This window comes from Arthrobacter sp. MYb221 (genome assembly GCF_002979835.1).
GTDB lineage: Bacteria > Actinomycetota > Actinomycetes > Actinomycetales > Micrococcaceae > Glutamicibacter.
In genome coordinates, this window is sequence record NZ_PCPW01000007.1 from 46,143 (window position 1) to 64,283 (window position 18,141).

Here is an 18,141-nt window from a genome sequence, read left to right on the forward strand (position 1 = left end):
CCAGTGAGCACATGGGATAATCGATAAATCATGGAAACTACCGATATTGTGAACCGTCCGGCCAAGCGTGGCCGCCCCGGGTACGACCAGGAAACCGTATTGCGCATTGCCGTAGAGGCATTCAACGAATACGGCTACGACGCGACTTCCATGGGCAAGCTCGCTGACCGGCTGGGTATCAGCAAGTCCGCGATTTACCACCACGTCCCTTCCAAAGAGGACCTGCTGCGTCTGGCGTTGGATGAAGCGCTCATTCCCCTGGAAGCGGTGATCGCCGAGGTCCGCTCCCATGAGGGCAGCGCCGATGAGCGTTTGGAATTCTTCTTGCGCGCTACCTTCCGGATCCTGTTGGCCAAGCGTTCCTACGTGACACTGCTGCTGCGCTTGCGCGGCAACACCGAACTGGAACGCCAAGCTCTTCAGCGCCGACGGGCGATGGACCGCCAGCTCGCTGAGCTGGTCACCGCAGCCCAATCCGACGGCAAGCTGCGCGCGGACTTGGAACCGCGGGCCACGGCCAGGTTGCTGTTCGGCCTGATCAACTCTGTAGTGGATTGGTACCGCGCTGACGGTCCGATCAACGGACCAGAATTGGAAGACCAAGCCATTTCATTGCTCTTCAACGGATTGCACACCACAGCGGCTTAATCGCTGGATTGCATCTTGCGCTGGCTCCCACCTGATCGGTGGGAGCCAGCGTCGTTTAAGCGTGCCACAGGGCAAGCGGCAATGTGGCGTATGCCTCCTTGTAATCTTGTCTTCCTCACAGGAATCACCGTTAGCATCTAAGGGGTGCCTCGTGCACCTGTCGTTGCCAATCGATCGAGTGAAGAGCACCGTGGATTCCTTCTTAGAAACCCTGTTCATGGCTACTGCAGACAGCGGTAGTTCCTATGTCCAGATCCTGCTGTCAGCCGCTAGCATGCTGCTAGTTTTCGTCTCCGCAATCCTTCTTGCGCACCGCAATGATTTGGGTTGGTGGACGCTGATTCTCTCGGTTTTCGTAGGACCCATGATCTCCGCATTGCAGTATGACCTGCTGGGCCTGATCTACGCGATCCCGTTGCTGCTTCTGCCGATTTTCGGCCTATGGCGTTTTTCGCAGTTCATGCTCAACGGCAAGTTCACGCGCGAAGTGACCAAGACCCCGGTCACCCTCTGGTCTGCCGTGGGCATGGTTGTCGGCTTGATCCTGCTGGTGGCCTTGCGCTTCGGCCCCTTCCTCTTCAACTCCGGCTTCTTGACCGCCACCCCGGAAGTCTGGGTGATGTATTTCGCTGACGCCGCCATTTTCGCTTCCTTCGTCATGATTGCGCGCGGCGTTCGCGAAGGCTGGCTGCTGCTGGCTGTGGCAGCTATCGCGGACCTGGTGGTGTACTTCTTGATTTCGCCAATGCTGGGCATGCTTGGCCTCTACGTCTTCATCGCCCTGGCCGCCGCGTACGGCTACTTCCTGTGGCGCGGTCTTCCTGCCCAGGCTGCCGAGCCGGTGCAGGTCGAGCTGGACGAGGAAGGCCTGGCCTTGCAAAAAGCCAAGCAGGCAACCTTGGACAAGCTGAATGCCAAAACCGAAAAGTAGCTGAACCTAGAATGATCCCGCCCCAGTGTGAACTGGGGCGGGATCATTTTTTTGTGGCTACTTGCGCCAGCTGTCGTTCAGGTTCAGGGAACCGTCCGCATTCACGGTCGCGACGCGGTTGGCCCCTGATTCCCAAGTGGCATTGCCGCTCTGGTCGTACTTGACGTACTTGTATTCGAACTGCGTTCCTGCCGGAAGGTCCACCGTTCCGCTCCAGCTCGGGTAGCTGGCAGCTGATAGCTGTGGCGCCTTGGCCGGATCCCAGCTTCCTAGTTCCGGCTGGTTGCCGACGATGCGGATGTTCTGCCCCATGACGGTTTGGGCGGTGACCGCGACGCTGACATCAGCGGTGTCCTCGACCGGATCCGGCGTTCCTGATCCGCCATCGGATTCGGCACCGATGTGCAGGGCCATGGCACCGTAGGCAGGCAGTGTCGCGGTGAACTTGCCGTCGGCGCCCACAGTGATGGTCTTCGAGCAATCGCCTCCGGACACCACATCACAATAGGTGCCACCGGCCAGCGAGCTGGTGTATTCGCGGGTGGTTGCCGCCGAGGTGTTGTTGATGGCTACGAAGCCCTTATTGCCGCGGCCGTATGCGATCTGGTTGCCGCCATCGTCCCACCAATTGCTGACAGCCGCGTCGCCGACGGTGTTGTTGAAGCCCACCATTCCGGTGATTTCATCTTGCCGCTGTTCGCAGGTCCAGGCGGAGGAGTCGCAGTCGGCATTGGGTACCGATGCGTCACTGACGCCCGGAGCGCCTGCATCCTTGTCGGTGAACTCGTATCCGGAATACACGGTGGGTGACCCGTAGGGCCAGGACAGCATGAAAACATTGCCCAGCAGGTACTTGGCGCCCCACTTGTAGTTCATGGATTCGCCGTTGCGTTCGGTGTCGTGGTTGGTGACAAAAACCCCGGCCCGGTCACTGGTGAGCTTGCCGTCGCCGATGAAGCGCAAGTTGGCGATTTGCGCGTCGAAATCATGATGGAGCTGTCGTGCGTAGTCGAATTCGTGCGAGTCGCCGCTGCCGAGGTACTCGCTTTCCTGGATCGGTTCACCCGACGCCCCGATCACCTCGTGCACCCAGTACACGCCGGGGTTCTTCATCTTGGATTTGATGCCTTCGAGGTCCGTTGCGGGCATGTGCTTCGAGGCATCGATGCGGAATCCGGATACCCCAAGCGAGACGAGGTCATCGAGATAGTCGGCGATGTTTTGCTGGACGTAGCTGCTGGAGGTTTTCAGATCCTGCAAGCCCACGAGGCGGCAGTGCTGCACTTGCCAGCGGTCGGCATAGTTGTTGATGTTGGTGCGGCAATCGTTGAAGTCCTGGGCCGAATACTCTGGGAAGTTGTCATCGGAGAAAGCCGAGCCTGCGGTTCCAGTACCGGTCTGCCCGGCTCCGGTCATGTGATTGACCACGGCGTCTGCGATCACTTTCACGCCTGCGTCGTTGCAGCTTTTGACCATGGCGGAGAATTCCTCGCGGTTGCCCAGTTTCGAGTCCACCTTGTAGCTCACCGGCTGGTACGAGGTCCACCATTCAGTGCCGCGCAGGTGCTCAGCTGGAGGCGAGACCTGGACGTAGCCATATCCTGCTGGGCCGATGCTGGACTCGCATTCCTGGGCTACCGAATTCCAGTTCCATTGGAACAGGTTGAGGATGACATCCTTGCCGTCGTTGGATGGGGTGGCGGCTTGGGCGGGTGCTGCGAACAACGGTGCGGCGAGCAGGGCGAGCGAGGCGCCGAGTGCTGCCACCGGCTTCACCGTCCTGGCTCCGTGCCGGCGTTGTGTTGATTTGGCGCGTGATGGCAAAAGTTCCACAGAAAAACTCCTTTATTGTGATGATCGGGCTGCGATAGCTCGACGCGACAGCGTCGGGATCGCTCAACCACACGTTCCCCATCAACGCGTGACCTGTCACACAACTGTAAGCGTTTTCTTAGCTCTCTCCAATAAGTAAATTCCTGTAAATACAGGAAACCCGCGAAACTGTCCGCGTAAATTGCCCTAAAATTTTTTCACTCCGCGTCAAATCTTGCCAAAATTGGAAACGCTTTCATAGATATCCGGCAAAGCTGTCCTGGCTCCGAGCACGCAAAAGGGTGGATGCCGTGGTTGACGGCATCCACCCTTGCTGAAGTTGCGTTTTAGCCTTCGAAGTTGGCGTAGGTGAGGTTTTCTTTCTCCACCAAGGTCAAGACATCGTAGGTCGCGACAATCTCATCATTCTGGTTGTGCAAGATCGCATCCCATGCGACCTCGCCATATTCATCGGTGACTCGCGGCGTGATTTTCTTGGCCGTCAGGGTCACGCGGATTGAATCTCCGGCAGCCACCGGGGTGATGAAGCGCAGGGATTCCAATCCGTAGTTGGCTAACACTGGCCCCGGCGCTGGCTCTACGAAGAGGCCGGCAGCCCACGACACGAGCAGGTACCCGTGGGCGACGATTCCCGGGAAGAACGGGTTCGCTTCGGCTGCCTTTGCATCGGTGTGGGCGTAGAAGGTGTCGCCAGTTTTCTTGGCGAATTCGCTGATCTCTTCAAGGTTCACTACGCGCAGATCAGAGGCGAAGCCATCGCCTACTTGCAGCTCGGCCAGCGACTTGCGGAACGGGTGCGTGTATTGCTCCTGGCCGCCGAACTTTTCGCATCCGGCCAGGCGCTGTTCAGCACCGGCATGCCACACGCCGCTGAGCGCAGTGAGCATATTCGGCGAGCCCTGAACGGCAGTGCGCTGCATATGGTGCTTCACTGATCGGATTCCGCCCAGCTCCTCGCCGCCGCCGGCGCGCCCTGGGCCACCATGGACCAGGTGTGGCACTGGTGAACCGTGACCGGTCGTTGATCGCGCGGTTTCCCGGTTCAGGATGTGCACGCGGCCATGGTGGGCGGCGATTCCCAGGGCCAGTGAACGCACGGTGTCGGTGTCATTGCTGCACACGGTGGCTACCAGCGACCCTGCACCCATGGCGGCCAGCCGCACGGCTTCGTCAAGATTGTCGTAGCCGATGACGGAGCTGACCGGTCCGAACGCCTCGCGGGAGTGCACAAGCGGGTTGCGGGCATCGGCCCATCGCAGAACCACCGGAGACATGAAGGCACCGAATTCGGCCACGGCGTCGCGTTCTGGCGCCACGCGTACGGCTGGGGCATCCAGGCGGCCAAAGGCCAGCTCGCCACCAGCGTCAATCATGTCCTGCACTGCAGCACGCACATCAGCCAGCTGTTCCAGGGAAGCCAAGGCACCCATGGTCACGCCCTCGACGCGGGGGTCGCCAATGACAACCCGCTGCTCGATTCGCTGGCCGATGGCGGCAATGACCGGTTCTACCAGATGGGAAGGCACGATATTGCGGCGGATCGCGGTGCATTTCTGGCCGGCCTTGGAGGTCATCTCGGTGACGACGACCTTGACGAAGGCCTCGAATTCCGCTGTTCCCTCCTCTGCATCAGGGCCGAGGATGGCCGCGTTCAGGGAGTCGGTTTCTGCTGCGAAGCGCACTCCCCCGTCGATGACATTTGGATGGGACTTCAGCTTGCTGGCCGTGGCGGCCGAGCCGGTGAAGGCGAACATGTCACGGTAGTCGAGGTGGTCCATCAGGTCGCGGGCTGATCCCGAGAGAAGCTGCAGGGACCCTTCGGGAAGGATGCCTGATTCGAGCATCATCCTCACGGCTGCCTCGGTGAGGTACCCCGTTGGAGTCGCTGGCTTGACGATGGTGGGAACACCAGCGATAAACGCCGGGGCAAACTTTTCGAGCATGCCCCATACCGGGAAGTTGAACGCGTTGACCTGCACCACGACACCACTCATTGCGGTGTAGATATGCGTGCCGATAAAAGAGCCGTCCTTGCTCAGCGGTTCCGTTGGCCCGTCCAGGATGACATTGCTATTGGGAAGTTCACGGCGGCCCTTGGATGAGAATGTGAACAGAACACCGATTCCGCCATCGATATCCACCATGGAATCGATTTTGGTGGCCCCGGTCTTGAAGGAAATCTCGTAAAGGTCTTTGCGTCGCTCGTTCAGATACAGCGCGAGTTCCTTGAGCTTGAGTGCGCGCTCATGCAAGGAGAGCTTGGCCAGCTCCTGATGCCCGGTGCCACGGCCATAGTCCACCGCCGCTGCAACATCCAGCTTGTCATTGGTGACAGTGGCTAGAAGTTCTCCGGTGTTGGCGTCACGGACTTCTGTTCCGCCCTCGGACTGCGGGGTCCGCCATTGTCCGGCGATAAAGCTGGGTACCACGCTGATCTGTTTTGTCGACATCGACATAATTCCTTCCTGAACGGTCGGTCAGTATTAACCTTAACCTTATCAGCAAGGGCGTGACCGTGAACACCTCAAATTGTTGTTCGCGAGAATTCTCCACCCCGCCCGCTACTCAGGAATTCCGTGCGAGATCACTCAGGTGATCGAGACCCTCCTCGCTCATGCCCTGGGACAGCAGATAGGAGCGGGCCGTACCAAGCCATGCACAGCATTCCGACAGGGCCGTGGCTCTTTCTTGAATGATTTCCCGCAGCTCTTCTTCACCCCGATAGCTCTCGTAGGGATGCTTTCGCGGCGAGACACGATGCCATTCATTGATACCCCGCACCGCCAGCTCATCATGGACGAGAATCTGATCCCGGGAACCTGCGAGATCCAGCAGCATGGTGGCAATCAAGCCGGAGCGGTCGCGGCCTGCCGAACAGTGGATCACGGTTGACCCTTGGGAGTTCGCCAAATTCTCGAAGACTGCACGCAGTTGGTCGCCGAATTCTTCGCACACCAACCTGTACATGGCGGTGTGATTCATATATGGCACGGCAATCGATTCGAACCTCGGATTGCCGGGCGTCTCCAGCGGCAGGTTCACCAGTTCAATGCCGGAGAACGCTGCCTGGGGTACGGCGGGGTCATGCTCCCGCCGGCGGATCTCGTTGGGGTTGCGCAGGTCCACGACCTTGCTGACTCCGCCCTCGTGCATTTGCTGCCAGCCCCGGGCACTAAGCCACTCGTGGCGACCCATTCGATAAAAGGCTCCGCAAATATGCCGCGCATTCACGGATCCTTCCCATTCCAGATCTCCGCTTTGCTTTTGATAGTTCAGGCCCCGGCTCATTTACCCATTGCAACATATTGATTCTCTGTTGTAGAGTTCTACTCATTGGCAACTGCCAATCAGTCTATTGAAGGAGGGGTAACGATGATTGCTTACCGCCGTTCCCGGTCATTGATCTCTTTTTCTAAGGACTTATCCCCATGCATTTTCCTGCTGGAGAACCAACCACCAGCTCACAGGTAACCTCGTCCAACTTCGCTGACGCAGATACCAAACTCAAATTCCGCAGGCACAAGCCCGTATGGAACGAATCATCCTCGGATGAGCCACCGGCTGGCCAGCGCTACTCCACCTGGCCGTTTATCGAAAAGGGCATGCGCGGGCCGCAACCATACCCGCTATGGCTGATTGAGGACGCCGGTGCCGTAGACACCGAATTAGGCATCCTCAAAACCGGCAAAGAAGGCGACGTCTTCCTGTTGGAACGAGCAACACAGGAGCGCTCAAGCTTACTGGCCGCCAAACGCTATCGCTCCCGCGACCACCTTCAATTCAGCCGTTCGCAAGCTTATAGCGATGGCAGGTCTGCCCGGCGCTCGCGCGATAATCGAGCCATCAGCCACAATTCCGCCTACGGCCGGGACATCGCCGCTTTGCAGTGGGCCAACGCGGAATGGACCTACCTCTTGCGCTGTTACGAAGCCGGCATTTCGGTGCCGTATCCGGTACAGATTGACGGCACCGAAATCCTCATGGAATTCATTGCCGACCCGGACAATTCGCTGGCGGCAGCACCCCGCCTGCAACAGCTTGCGCGCTTTGATCCACGGCTTCCCGAACTATGGGATCAACTCACTGACGCCCTTGAGAAGTTCGCTGGATTGGGCATTGCCCATGGCGACCTGTCCGCCTACAACCTCCTGGTTTCCGGCGAGCGCCTAGTGGTCATCGATGTTCCGCAGTGCGTGGATTTGGCGGGCAATCCGCAAGGCATGGACTTCTTGCACCGCGACTGCGTCAATTTGTGCGAGTGGTTTGATTCCAAGGGACTGTCACATGATCCAGATGAGCTCTTTGCTTCACTGCTAGGACATCTCTTCTAGGATCCAGAGGGACAATGGCCTCCGCGAGTCATTCCTGACCGGCGGAGGCCATTGTCGCTGAAGGTTATATGGCGGGTTTCCTACCAGCTGTAGAAGCCTTGGCCGCTCTTGCGCCCCAGCTTGCCCTCGGCCACCATATCCCTGAGGATCTGCGGTGGAGCAAACCGGTCACCCAAGGTCTCATGGAGGTATTCTGCGATTCCCAGGCGCACATCCAAGCCGACAATGTCGGTGGTTTTCAGCGGTCCGGTCGGGTGCTTGTAACCCAGGACCATGGCATTATCGATGTCTTCGGCGCTGGCTACGCCTTCTTCCACCATGCGCATGGCTTCCAGGGCGATTGCCACGCCCAGGCGCGAAGAAGCGAAGCCCGGAGCGTCATTGACCACCACGGCGGTCTTCCCCAGCGCCTGTACCCAGCTGCGCGATGCATCAACCAGGTTCTTATCAGTCTGCTCGCCGATGACCACCTCGATGAGCGTCGAAGCGGGCACCGGGTTGAAGAAATGAAGCCCGAGGAACTTGCCGGGCCGAGCCAGTTCCTTAGCCAGCCCGCTGACCGACAGGGAGGACGTATTCGAGGCCAGCACGGCCTCGGCGTCCAGCACCTGCTCCACAGCCTGCAGCGAGGAGACCTTCAAATCCCAGATTTCCGGAACTGCCTCGATCACCAATTGAGCGGTGGCGAATTGCTCGTAGTCCGTGCTCACCGAGAAACGCTGCATGAGCTCATCTTTGGATTCGCACACGACGCCGCGCGCGATGGACTTGTCGACGGACTCGGCGACCCTCTCATAGGCAGCCTGCGCAGAGTCCTCATCGCGCTCAACGACAACCACCGTGCTGCCGCTGGTCAGCAGGGCGTGGGCGATTCCCGCGCCCATGCGGCCGCCGCCGAGTACTCCGCTGTACTTAGGCAGCTGGCCCATCACAATTTCATTGGTTGCACTCATGGTTACTTCTTCTTTCGATCAAGGAATGCCTGCATGCGTTCAAACTTGGCTTGGGATTCGAACAGCATCCCCTGGGCCAAAGTGTCGATGACCGGATGGGCTTCACGCGGAGCGTGGAATACCGACTTGGTGATCCGCACAGCCAAGGGATCCTGGGCCGCAATGCGATCAGCCAGCGCCTCAGCCGCCGCATCCAGTTCGCTTGCCGGATGCATTTCCGTGATCAGTCCTGTTTCCAGGCACTGCCGGCCGGTGAGCACCTTGCCAGCCAGGAGGATCTCCTTGGCCATCGGTTCACCCACCAGCTCCTTGAGCCTCCAGGTCGCGCCGGCCGCGGCGATGATGCCGAGGTTGGTTTCGGGATTGCCCATGCGCAGCTCTTCGGTGCCGATGCGGAAGTCCGCGGCGTAGGCCAGTTCTGCTCCCCCGCCCAAAGCAAATCCGTCAAGGGCGGCGATCACGGGCATCGGCAGCTTGGCGACGCGATCGAAGATCCCAGAGTTGATCCCGGCGAGTGCATCATCGCGGCGGCGTTCTCGCAGCTGCGAAATGTCGGCACCGGAAGCAAAGATCCCCTTGCTCCCCTTGGGATTCGCGGCGCTGGGCGCTTGGCTGGCAGTGCCGGCCAAGATCAGGATTTTGGGATTCCTTTCCAGGTAATCGCAGACGGCATGCAGTTCGTCGACCATCGCCTGGTCGATCGCATTGCGCACCTCGGGCCGGTGGAGCCGGACCCATAGTCGATCATCGGTTTCGCTGACCTTGAGGGTCTGGAATTCGCTATCGAGGCTTTCCATTTTAGGCTCCTTCCAGCAAGATGGCCGAGCCTTGACCCACGCCGACGCACATGGTGGCCACCCCGAGCTTGCGCCCAGCTGTTGCCAGCTCGCGCTCCATGCGGCCCAGCAGCGTGATCACGATGCGCGAACCGCTTGATCCCAGCGGATGGCCCAGCGCGATGGCTCCGCCGTCGCGGTTCACGATCTCTTGGTCGACGCCGAGTTCGCGCATGCTGGCCAGCGACTGGCTGGCGAAGGCTTCATTGATCTCCATGGCGCCGATCTGCTCGATGCCCAGCCCGGCACGTTCCAGCACCTTGCGGGTGGCTGGAACTGGGCCCATGCCCATGATTTCCGGCTCCAGGCCGGCGGCCTGGCCATCGACGATGCGGGCGCGCGGGGTCAGCCCGTACTTCTTCAGGGCGCGTTCGGAAACCACCAGGATGGCCGAGGCGCCGTCGTTCAGCGTGGAGGCGTTGCCGGCGGTAACTACGCTGCCGCCCTTGACGACCGGGCGCAGTCCGGACAGCACGTCCATGGTGGTGCCGGGGCGCGGGCCTTCATCGGTGTCCACGATGCTCTCGCCCTTGCGGTGCTTGACGGTCACCGGGACGATTTCATCGACGAAGCGGCCAGCTTCAATGGCGGCGATGGCCTTTTCGTGGGACTGCACGGCGAACTGGTCGCAGTCCTCACGGGAGATGTTGTAGACGCGGGCGACTTCCTCAGCGGTCTCCGGCATGGAGAAGGTGGCCTTGCCATCACGCGAGTAGTCGCCGGAGAGGAACTGCGGGTTGGTGAAGCGCCAGCCGATGGAGGTGTCGAAGGTTGCTCCTGGCATGGCGAAGGCCTTGGATGGCTTTTCCATCACCCAGGGGGCGCGCGACATGGATTCGGTGCCGCCGGCGATCACGATGTCCGCAGCTCCTGCCTTGATCATATGGCTGGCCATCGTAATGGCGCTCATGCCCGAGGCGCATAGGCGATTGACGGTTATCCCGGGGACTGTCACCGGAAGGCCTGCGAGCAAGGCTGCCATGCGTGCCACGTTGCGGTTCTCTTCGCCGGCGCCGTTGGCGTTTCCGTAGATCACTTCATCCACGTGTGCCGGATCGATCCCTGCGTCTTCAATGACACGGCGGATGGTCACTGCGGCCAGGTCGTCGGGGCGCACAGCACTGAGCGCTCCGCCGTAACGGCCTACCGGCGTACGTGCTCCACCAACGAGAAATGCCTCGGTCATCTGTGCTCCTTATGCCAAAGTGGTAAGTGACTCTCAACACCTAAACTTACCGACCATTCGTTCAATAATAAAGTCGCGGGTCAGCAAATTTTCACAATTGCACTTTTTCAGCCCTCGGCCATCCGGGCTGCTCCTGGCTGTTCTAATTGCCTTTTATCCCACGCGGCGTCCAATCGATTCCATGTCAGCGGTTGATATTAGAAATTGATTCGAATACCCTCTGGTACTTAACGGACTCTGGAAAAATCCCAGATCGTGGACCGCGGCCAAGGCGATGAATTACTTCCTGGCCTTTGGACGATCGGTCGACGGAAAGCTGAAAACGACGGAGCAGCGATGCAACCGGAAAATAGCCAGCCAAACGACAACACGAATACCCATAATTTCACTCCAGACCTTGACCATGACATTGGTCCGGACATGAACACCCAAGAAGGCCGGCAAGAAGTACGCAAGGCCACCGCCGCTTCGGCCATGGGTAATATGACAGAATGGTTCGACTACGGTGTCTACGCCGTAGCCGTCACCTATATCACCGCCCACTTCTTCCCCACCGAGGGCGGCACCTTCATGGCTCTGGCCACCTTCGCCCTCTCCTTCCTGGTCCGCCCGATTGGCGGCCTGGTCTGGGGCCCACTGGGCGACAAGCTGGGACGCAAGAAGATTTTGGCGTTGACCATTATCTTGATGTCCCTGGCCACCTTCCTCATCGGCGTACTGCCGACCTTTGAAACCATTGGCATCGCCGCACCAATTCTGCTGGTGCTGCTGCGCATGGTCCAGGGCTTCTCCACCGGCGGCGAATACGGCGGTGCGGCCACGTTCATGGCAGAATATGCGCCGGACCGCAAGCGCGGATTCTTCGGCTCATTCTTGGAATTCGGCACCTTGGGCGGTTTCGCCTTGGGTACGGCCGTGATGCTTGGCCTGCAAGTGATGCTCAGCGAAGAAGCCATGATGGCTTATGGCTGGCGTATTCCATTCTTCCTCGCATTGCCAATGGGCCTGATCGGCCTGTACCTGCGTAGCAAGCTGGAGGACACCCCTGTCTTCCAGGAGATCGAAGCAGCCGGCGAAGCCCAGCAGGGCGGTTCGCTCAAGGAACTGGTAATGACCTACTGGCGCCCGATGCTGACCATGACCGGTCTGGTCATCGCACTGAACGTCGTGAACTACACGCTGCTCAGCTACATGCCTACCTATCTGGAAACCCAGCTGGGATTGGATCCCAACGCTTCGCTGGCCACCATCTTGATTGGTGAGGTAGCGATGATGGCGGTCATTCCATTTGCCGGCTCGCTCTCTGACCGGGTCGGGCGAAAACCAATGTGGTACGCCTCGGTGATCGGCTTGTTCGTGCTGGCGCTGCCAATGTTCTGGCTGATGGGCCAGTCCTTCGCCTTGGCCATTGTCGGCTTCGCAGTACTGGGCCTGCTCTATATTCCACAGCTAGCCACGATTACCGCAACCTTCCCGGCCATGTTCCCTTCCCATGTGCGTTTCGCAGGCTTTGCCATCACCTACAACATCGCTACGGCGATCTTCGGTGGCACCGCAGCCATGGTCAACGAGGCAGCGATCAATGCCACCGGCTTCCTGCTCTTCCCAGCCATCTACATGATGGCAGCATGTGTCATTGGTGCGATCGCCATCAAGTTCATGCCGGAAACCGCAGGTGCTTCGCTGCGCGGCACCGAGATCCCCGATGCATTGGACACCGGCATCCTCGCTGCAGTGAAGCAGGATGAAACCCGAACCTCCTAAGCACTCGAACACAACAGCCAAGGGGCGCATCTGCATTATGCAGATGCGCCCCTTGGCTGTTTCAGGCGAGTTGGTTCCCCGCTTAGAAATTGGTGCTCGATTTGGCATGCTTGCGGGCGAAACGCCAGCCGATCCACAGCACCACGGCAAACAGCGGAATCGTGGCGATGGTGTAGAGCCCTACCGGGAAGACCTCACCATTTTCTCCGGTCAGGGTATCGAAGGAAATCAGCACGGTGATGATCAGCAAGCTGACCAGGCCAACCCAACCAGTAACCGGAGAGCCTGGCATGGGCAGTGACGACACCGCGCCCTTCTTGCGGCGCAGCATCAGCTGGCAGCCGAAGATCGAAGCCCAGGTGAACAGCACGCCGATGGAGGCGGTGTTCAACGCAAGGTCGAAGGCGAAGGATTCGCCAAGCCAGATGTTCAAGATGACCCCGGCCAGGTAAACCACGCCCACGAAAATGATGCCGGCGGAAGGAACAAAATGCTTGTTCATTTTCGACAGCCACTGCGGAGCATGCCCGTTCCCGCTCATGGTGCGCAGAATGCGTCCAATGGAGTACAACCCGGAATTGCATGAAGACAGCGCGGCGGTGATGACCACCAAGTTCATCGCACTGCCAACCCAGCCCAGCCCCATCTTCTCGAAGACAGTCACAAACGGGCTCACCCCGGATTCGTATTCATGCCAGGGCAGCACCATGGCCAACAGCGAAACACTGCCTACGTAGAAGACCAGGATGCGGACTACTACGGCGCGGATCGCAGAGGGAACTTCCTTTTCTGGGTTCTCCATCTCACCGGCGGCAATACCCACCAGTTCAATGGCGTTGTAGGCGAAGATCACCGAGTTCAGCACCAGGATGCTGACAAAGAAGCCGCGAGGGAACAAGCCACCTTGGCCATTCTCGTCTCCGATAAAGAGATTGGAAACCGATGCTGTGTGCTCCCCTACCTGCGCATTGGTCACCACCATGTAGATGCCCACCGCCAGGAACAAGATAATCGCGGTGACCTTGATGCACGCTGCCCAGAATTCAAATTCGGCAAAGGCCTTGGCGCTGAACAGGTTAATTGCCACCAGCAGCAGCAACGCGCAGAACGCCGAAACGGTGACCGGGATATTCGGGAAGAAGTATTGGAAGTACAAGCCAATCGCTATCAGCTCCGCAACGCCGGTCATGATCCAATTCAGCACGTACATCCAGCCGGAAACGAAAGCGCCCTTGGGACCGAAGAGCTCAGCCGCGTAGGAGACAAAGGATCCGGAGGTCTGCCGATACATGATCAGCTCTCCCAACGCCCGCATCAGCAGGTAGGCCAGCGCACCGGCTACCAGATAGGACAGCACCAGGGCCGGACCGGTGGATGCCAACCGGCCACCGGAGCCCATGAACAATCCCACACCAATGGCTCCGCCAATGGCGATCATCTGGACGTGGCGACGGCTCAGGGATTTCTTATAACCCTCTGCGCTGATTTCTGCATCTTCCCGGTGATGCACTCCAGATGGCATAGATCAACTCCTGACTCACTGGTCCAGAGGCTGAACCGGTACAAAAATCGTGAAATGAATCCCGTGATCCAAAAGGCGGGCTGAAGCGTGGCGGCGGAAATATCGCGCCCATTTGCGTCTTAAGCCGTGAAAAGTCTACGCCTGCTTTCTTAGAGTTCGGCACGAAACCGACTAGCATGCATAGGGTGAGTAGCCTGAATAATTCCGTTTTGCCCAAGAAGGTCTCTGATGTCTTCGATCCACAGCGCTGGCGCTTGGTTGAAGGCTTCGACTTCACCGACATTACCTACCATCGCCAGGTGGAGCGTGACGCCCAGGGAAACATCGTGCGAGACCTGCCTACCGTGCGCATCGCTTTCGACCGCCCAGAGGTGCGCAATGCCTTCCGCCCGCACACCGTAGATGAGCTCTACCGGGCCATGGACCATGCACGGATGACCAGCGATGTCGCTACCGTGATCTTGACCGGCAACGGTCCATCGGAAAAAGACGGCGGACATGCCTTCTGCTCCGGTGGGGACCAGCGCATTCGCGGCCGCGACGGCTACCGCTATGCCGAGGGCGAGACCCGCGAGTCCATCGACCCGGCCCGTGCCGGACGCCTGCACATCTTGGAAGTCCAACGCCTGATGCGCACCATGCCCAAGGTGGTGCTGTGCGTGGTCAACGGCTGGGCCGCCGGCGGCGGGCATTCGCTGCACGTGGTCTCAGACCTGACCATCGCCTCGAAGCAGAACGGCAAGTTCAAGCAGACCGACGCAACCGTCGGCTCCTTCGACGCCGGCTACGGTTCAGCCTTGCTGGCCCGCCAGGTAGGGCAGAAGACCGCTCGCGAGATCTTCTTCCTGGCCCGCGAATACTCGGCCGACGACATGGTCCGCATGGGTGCGGTCAACGAATCGGTGGAGCACGCCCGCCTCGAGGAGGTCGCATTGGAGTATGCGGCAGATATTGCCCGCCAGTCGCCACAGGCCATCCGCATGCTGAAGTTCGCCTTCAACCTGGCCGATGACGGCTTGGCCGGGCAGCAGGTCTTCGCCGGTGAAGCCACCCGCATGGCCTACATGACCGATGAAGCAGTGGAAGGACGCGACGCGTTCTTGGGCAAGCGCGACCCTGACTGGTCCAACTACCCTTACTACTTCTAAATCGTCGGTGAAGGAACGAGAACCGGATATGGACGCACAACTAGCAGAACTGCTGGCAGCCTTGGCCGACGCGGCCAACGACGAGGGCCCGGCCGTTGAGGTATTGGCCGATGAGTCCAGCCCCCGCGGCTGGCGCATCCAGTACCTTGCGGCCTCGGACCTGCCGGGCTTCGAGCAGCCCATGGCAGTGGTGCGCACCTCCGGTTCCACCGGCCGGGCCAAGCGCACGGTGCTCAGCGTCTCGGCGCTGGCATCCAGTGCGCAGGCCACGGCCGAGTTCCTCGGCTTTGAAGGCCAGTGGCTGCTGGCCTTGCCGGTGCACTATGTCGCCGGCTTGAGCGTGCTGACCCGTTCCCTGTTCGCTGGCACCAAGCCGGTGGTGATGGACACGACCGGCAGCTTCTCTGCGCAGAAGTTCACCGACGCGGCCGAGGAAATGGTCGATGCCCGCCGCCTGACTTCCCTGGTCCCCACCCAGTTGGCCCGCCTGCTGGACAATCCGGAGCCACGGACCATTGCGGCGCTGAAGCGTTTCGACGCCATCTTGCTCGGCGGCGCACGGGCCAGCAAGGACCTGCTGCAAAGCTCGCGGCATCTGGGCCTGAAGATCTTCCAAACCTATGGCGCTGCGGAAACTTCGGGCGGTCTGGTCTACAACGGAACCGCCCTGCCGGGGGTGAAACTTGCCGAACGCCAGGGACGCATCCTGGTCTCCGGGCCGATGCTCGCCGACGGCTACGCAAATAATCCCGAAGCCACCGCCGAACACTTCGTCATCGACGAAGGCACGCGCTGGTACCTCACCGATGATCTGGGCAGCGTCGACGGCAACCGGCTGAATATCGCCGGGCGTATCGACGATGTGATTAATACCGGTGGCGTAAAACTGTCGGCCGGGAAAATTGAGGGCCTGCTCGAAGAGTTCTTCAAGCAGTGCCTGGTGCTGCCGGTACCCGACGCGCAATGGGGCCAAAGCGTAGGTTTAGCCTATTCAGGTCCGACAAATACGCAGGATGCCTTCGAAGCCGTGCGTCAAACTATTGGATCCGCGGCCGTTCCCAAACGGGTCCGCCACTACCCTTCCGGGCTTCCATTGCTGCCCAACGGGAAGTTCGATCGACGCCGAATCCTCGACGAGTTGCGCGCCGGCGGCTGATCCGATTCGCCTTGCCCGAAGTTTCGCGGGAAACTAAGGGGTCCGAGTTTTTGATCTCGCCGAAAGGAACGAGAAGTGGCAACGCTTTCCCAGTGGGTCGCCGGCGCACGCCTGCGCACCCTGCCCATCGTCATCGCCCCGGTAGTTATCGGCACCGCGGCCGCAGTGGGCGAAACCGGCCAATTTTTATGGTTCCGCTTTGTCCTTGCCCTGCTTGTGGGGCTCCTGCTCCAGGTCGGCGTGAATTACTCAAATGACTACTCCGACGGAATCCGCGGAACCGACGACGAACGGGTCGGCCCGCTGCGCTTGACCGGCTCCAAACTAGCGAAGCCGAAGCACGTGAGAAACGCGGCCTTCGGATGCTTCGGGTTGGCGGCGATTCTCGGATTGCTGCTCGTGATTCTTTCCGCTTCGTGGCCACTGCTCTTGGTGGGCGTCGCGGCGATCTTTGCCGCCTGGGGTTACACCGGCGGCAAGAACCCTTACGGATACCGTGGTTGGGGAGATCTCTACGTCTTCATTTTCTTCGGCTTGGTGGCCACGCTGGGCACCACGTACACGCAGATTGGTCAGCTCACGCTGGCTTCGCTGCTCGGTGCGATCGGCACCGGCCTGATCGGTTGCGCGCTGCTGATGGCAAATAACGTCCGCGACATTCCCACGGACCGCGAAGTTGGCAAGATTACCTTGGCGGTGCGACTGGGCGAACAGTCGGCCCGGTTGAGCTACGTGCTGATGTTGAGCGCCGCCATTGTCTTGCCGCTGCTGCTCACGGGGTCAAACGGTTGGATGTGGCTCATCTTGCTCAGCTTCATCCCGGCCGCCGCTCCAAGCTGGCTGATGCTGCGCGAAGAATCGCTGCCTAAGCTGGTGCTGGTGCTCAAGCAGACGGGCCTGGTGAACGTGGTCTACGCCGCGCTTTTCAGCTTGGCCATCATGCTGCACGCCTGGCTCTAAGGCAGAAGCCTTCCAAAGTGAACAACTTTGGAAGGCTTCGCTTATTTGTTTTCCGGTCGCTGCGATTCGTCGAAGGAATCCTCGATGGCTTCTTCGGCCAGCTGGGATTCGGTCTTCGATGCGCTGGTTTTGGCAAAGGCGTTGCGCGCGTCCTCGTTTGCTGCCAAACGTAGTTTGTTGAAGAACAAATAGGACACGGCAAAGGCGACTATCAGGGCAATCAGGCCCGAGGTGAAGATCGGCCAGGCCATTAGCTTCCACATTGCCAAGAAGACAACGCAGAACAGACCCAACCGAAGCACCGAATATTTCACAAACTGCATACGTTAAAGTCTACCGATGAACCTGTGAGCCAGAAAGTCATTAGACTAGAGGCATGGTCCGCATCATTATTTTTGCCGCACTCATTTCGGTGGCGCTCATGATCTACACATTGATCGAGTGTGCACGCACCGAGCGACATCGGGTGCGCTCCCTGCCCAAAACGGCATGGTTAGTCATCATCATCCTCCTGCCCCTGCTGGGGCCGGGATTGTGGTTTGTTTTAGGTCGTCCGGCCGCGGGGGCAAGCAAGTCCCCGGACAAGCAGAATGCTCCCGACGACGACGAGGATTTCCTCCGCCAGCTGGAAATCTGGCGGCGCCAGCAGCAGCGCGAAACCGAGCTCAAAGCACGTGAGGAAGAACTCAAACGAAAAGAGCGCGAAGCGAAGAAGAAACCTAACAAGGGTAATTCTTCGGACGATTCAGATACTCCGTCCAAGGACAGCTAATTTTCAGCGAAGCGAACTGCAGGGCCCGGCTTATGCCGGTCCCTGCAGTTCTTTCTACGCAACGTTTTCGCTGCGGTGCTAGCCCGTTGCTGATTCCAAGC

16 protein-coding genes are annotated in these 18,141 nt (G+C 59.6%); 8 read left to right on the top strand and 8 right to left on the bottom strand.

All coding sequences use genetic code 11. The annotated features are described in order from the left end of the window. The first annotated feature begins 30 nt into the window (after positions 1 to 30). Complete coding sequence (locus CQ015_RS10125) at positions 31 to 648, top strand: TetR/AcrR family transcriptional regulator (protein WP_013349779.1); 618 nt, start codon at positions 31 to 33, stop codon at positions 646 to 648. Between the two features lie 151 nt (positions 649 to 799). Next, positions 800 to 1,579 (top strand): nicotinamide mononucleotide transporter, encoded by a 780-nt coding sequence (locus tag CQ015_RS10130; protein ID WP_105553208.1) that lies wholly within the window; start codon positions 800 to 802, stop codon positions 1,577 to 1,579. 57 nt (positions 1,580 to 1,636) lie between these two features. Here the strand turns inward: CQ015_RS10130 and CQ015_RS10135 are convergent, their stop codons facing one another. From CQ015_RS10135 to CQ015_RS10145, 3 genes are all read right to left on the bottom strand, one after another. Further along, a complete protein-coding gene (locus tag CQ015_RS10135; RefSeq protein WP_258133541.1) occupies positions 1,637 to 3,412 on the bottom strand; it encodes a carbohydrate-binding module family 20 domain-containing protein in 1,776 nt (591 codons plus the stop codon). A gap of 326 nt (positions 3,413 to 3,738) precedes the next feature. Continuing rightward, on the bottom strand, positions 3,739 to 5,862 hold the full coding sequence (gene paaZ, locus CQ015_RS10140) for a phenylacetic acid degradation bifunctional protein PaaZ (RefSeq protein WP_105553209.1): 2,124 nt from the start codon (positions 5,860 to 5,862) through the stop codon (positions 3,739 to 3,741). Between the two features lie 115 nt (positions 5,863 to 5,977). Beyond that, positions 5,978 to 6,700 (bottom strand): tyrosine-protein phosphatase, encoded by a 723-nt coding sequence (locus CQ015_RS10145; protein ID WP_105553210.1) that lies wholly within the window; start codon positions 6,698 to 6,700, stop codon positions 5,978 to 5,980. A 140-nt stretch (positions 6,701 to 6,840) separates the two neighbouring features. On the opposite strand from CQ015_RS10145, the gene CQ015_RS10150 reads away from it, so the two are divergent. Beyond that, positions 6,841 to 7,743: a serine protein kinase RIO gene (locus tag CQ015_RS10150; RefSeq protein WP_105553211.1), complete on the top strand. Its 903-nt coding sequence runs from the start codon at positions 6,841 to 6,843 to the stop codon at positions 7,741 to 7,743. A gap of 80 nt (positions 7,744 to 7,823) precedes the next feature. Here the strand turns inward: CQ015_RS10150 and CQ015_RS10155 are convergent, their stop codons facing one another. The 3 genes from CQ015_RS10155 to CQ015_RS10165 are packed head-to-tail and all read right to left on the bottom strand — an operon-like array spanning position 7,824 to position 10,718. After that, positions 7,824 to 8,696, bottom strand: coding sequence for a 3-hydroxyacyl-CoA dehydrogenase family protein (locus CQ015_RS10155; RefSeq protein ID WP_105553212.1), 873 nt, complete (start codon positions 8,694 to 8,696; stop codon positions 7,824 to 7,826). 2 nt (positions 8,697 to 8,698) lie between these two features. Then, complete coding sequence (locus CQ015_RS10160; protein WP_105553213.1) at positions 8,699 to 9,493, bottom strand: enoyl-CoA hydratase/isomerase family protein; 795 nt, start codon at positions 9,491 to 9,493, stop codon at positions 8,699 to 8,701. Between the two features lies 1 nt (position 9,494). Beyond that, the gene (locus CQ015_RS10165) at positions 9,495 to 10,718 is read right to left on the bottom strand and encodes an acetyl-CoA C-acyltransferase (protein ID WP_105553214.1); all 1,224 of its coding nucleotides are present in this window, start codon (positions 10,716 to 10,718) and stop codon (positions 9,495 to 9,497) included. Positions 10,719 to 11,054: 336 nt separating this feature from the next. Between CQ015_RS10165 and CQ015_RS10170 the strand changes: the two genes are divergently transcribed. Further along, positions 11,055 to 12,482, top strand: a complete 1,428-nt coding sequence (locus tag CQ015_RS10170) for an MFS transporter (protein ID WP_013349788.1) — start codon at positions 11,055 to 11,057, stop codon at positions 12,480 to 12,482. A gap of 82 nt (positions 12,483 to 12,564) precedes the next feature. On the opposite strand, the gene CQ015_RS10175 is transcribed toward CQ015_RS10170, so the two are convergent. Next, positions 12,565 to 14,004, bottom strand: a complete 1,440-nt coding sequence (locus CQ015_RS10175) for an amino acid permease (RefSeq protein WP_105568717.1) — start codon at positions 14,002 to 14,004, stop codon at positions 12,565 to 12,567. A gap of 176 nt (positions 14,005 to 14,180) precedes the next feature. Here CQ015_RS10175 and CQ015_RS10180 point away from each other — a divergent pair, with 176 nt between their 5' ends. The 3 genes from CQ015_RS10180 to CQ015_RS10190 all read left to right on the top strand — a co-directional run bounded on the left by CQ015_RS10180 (position 14,181) and on the right by CQ015_RS10190 (position 17,268). Continuing rightward, complete coding sequence (locus CQ015_RS10180; RefSeq protein WP_181148211.1) at positions 14,181 to 15,152, top strand: 1,4-dihydroxy-2-naphthoyl-CoA synthase; 972 nt, start codon at positions 14,181 to 14,183, stop codon at positions 15,150 to 15,152. A gap of 28 nt (positions 15,153 to 15,180) precedes the next feature. After that, positions 15,181 to 16,308 carry an AMP-binding protein gene (locus tag CQ015_RS10185; protein ID WP_105553217.1) on the top strand — a complete coding sequence of 376 codons (1,128 nt, stop codon included), beginning with the start codon at positions 15,181 to 15,183 and terminating at the stop codon, positions 16,306 to 16,308. 75 nt (positions 16,309 to 16,383) lie between these two features. Then, positions 16,384 to 17,268: a 1,4-dihydroxy-2-naphthoate polyprenyltransferase gene (locus tag CQ015_RS10190; RefSeq protein ID WP_105553218.1), complete on the top strand. Its 885-nt coding sequence runs from the start codon at positions 16,384 to 16,386 to the stop codon at positions 17,266 to 17,268. Positions 17,269 to 17,309: 41 nt separating this feature from the next. Here CQ015_RS10190 and CQ015_RS10195 read toward each other — a convergent pair whose 3' ends face one another. Then, on the bottom strand, positions 17,310 to 17,591 hold the full coding sequence (locus tag CQ015_RS10195; RefSeq protein WP_096283418.1) for a DUF4229 domain-containing protein: 282 nt from the start codon (positions 17,589 to 17,591) through the stop codon (positions 17,310 to 17,312). A gap of 53 nt (positions 17,592 to 17,644) precedes the next feature. Between CQ015_RS10195 and CQ015_RS10200 the strand changes: the two genes are divergently transcribed. Continuing rightward, positions 17,645 to 18,040: a PLDc N-terminal domain-containing protein gene (locus tag CQ015_RS10200; protein ID WP_105553219.1), complete on the top strand. Its 396-nt coding sequence runs from the start codon at positions 17,645 to 17,647 to the stop codon at positions 18,038 to 18,040. Positions 18,041 to 18,141 lie beyond the last annotated feature (101 nt).

What these genes read in the sequence shown, in the direction of transcription:
- CQ015_RS10160 (WP_105553213.1), bottom strand. Translation starts at nt 9,493, where the DNA reads ATGGAAAGCCTCGATAGCGAATTCCAGACCCTCAAGGTCAGCGAAACC.
- CQ015_RS10175 (WP_105568717.1), bottom strand. Translation starts at nt 14,004, where the DNA reads ATGCCATCTGGAGTGCATCACCGGGAAGATGCAGAAATCAGCGCAGAG.
- CQ015_RS10145 (WP_105553210.1), bottom strand. Translation starts at nt 6,700, where the DNA reads ATGAGCCGGGGCCTGAACTATCAAAAGCAAAGCGGAGATCTGGAATGG.
- CQ015_RS10185 (WP_105553217.1), top strand. Translation starts at nt 15,181, where the DNA reads ATGGACGCACAACTAGCAGAACTGCTGGCAGCCTTGGCCGACGCGGCC.
- CQ015_RS10155 (WP_105553212.1), bottom strand. Translation starts at nt 8,696, where the DNA reads ATGAGTGCAACCAATGAAATTGTGATGGGCCAGCTGCCTAAGTACAGC.
- CQ015_RS10125 (WP_013349779.1), top strand. Translation starts at nt 31, where the DNA reads ATGGAAACTACCGATATTGTGAACCGTCCGGCCAAGCGTGGCCGCCCC.
- CQ015_RS10170 (WP_013349788.1), top strand. Translation starts at nt 11,055, where the DNA reads ATGCAACCGGAAAATAGCCAGCCAAACGACAACACGAATACCCATAAT.
- CQ015_RS10150 (WP_105553211.1), top strand. Translation starts at nt 6,841, where the DNA reads ATGCATTTTCCTGCTGGAGAACCAACCACCAGCTCACAGGTAACCTCG.
- CQ015_RS10200 (WP_105553219.1), top strand. Translation starts at nt 17,645, where the DNA reads ATGGTCCGCATCATTATTTTTGCCGCACTCATTTCGGTGGCGCTCATG.
- paaZ (WP_105553209.1), bottom strand. Translation starts at nt 5,862, where the DNA reads ATGTCGACAAAACAGATCAGCGTGGTACCCAGCTTTATCGCCGGACAA.
- CQ015_RS10165 (WP_105553214.1), bottom strand. Translation starts at nt 10,718, where the DNA reads ATGACCGAGGCATTTCTCGTTGGTGGAGCACGTACGCCGGTAGGCCGT.
- CQ015_RS10180 (WP_181148211.1), top strand. Translation starts at nt 14,181, where the DNA reads ATGCATAGGGTGAGTAGCCTGAATAATTCCGTTTTGCCCAAGAAGGTC.
- CQ015_RS10195 (WP_096283418.1), bottom strand. Translation starts at nt 17,591, where the DNA reads ATGCAGTTTGTGAAATATTCGGTGCTTCGGTTGGGTCTGTTCTGCGTT.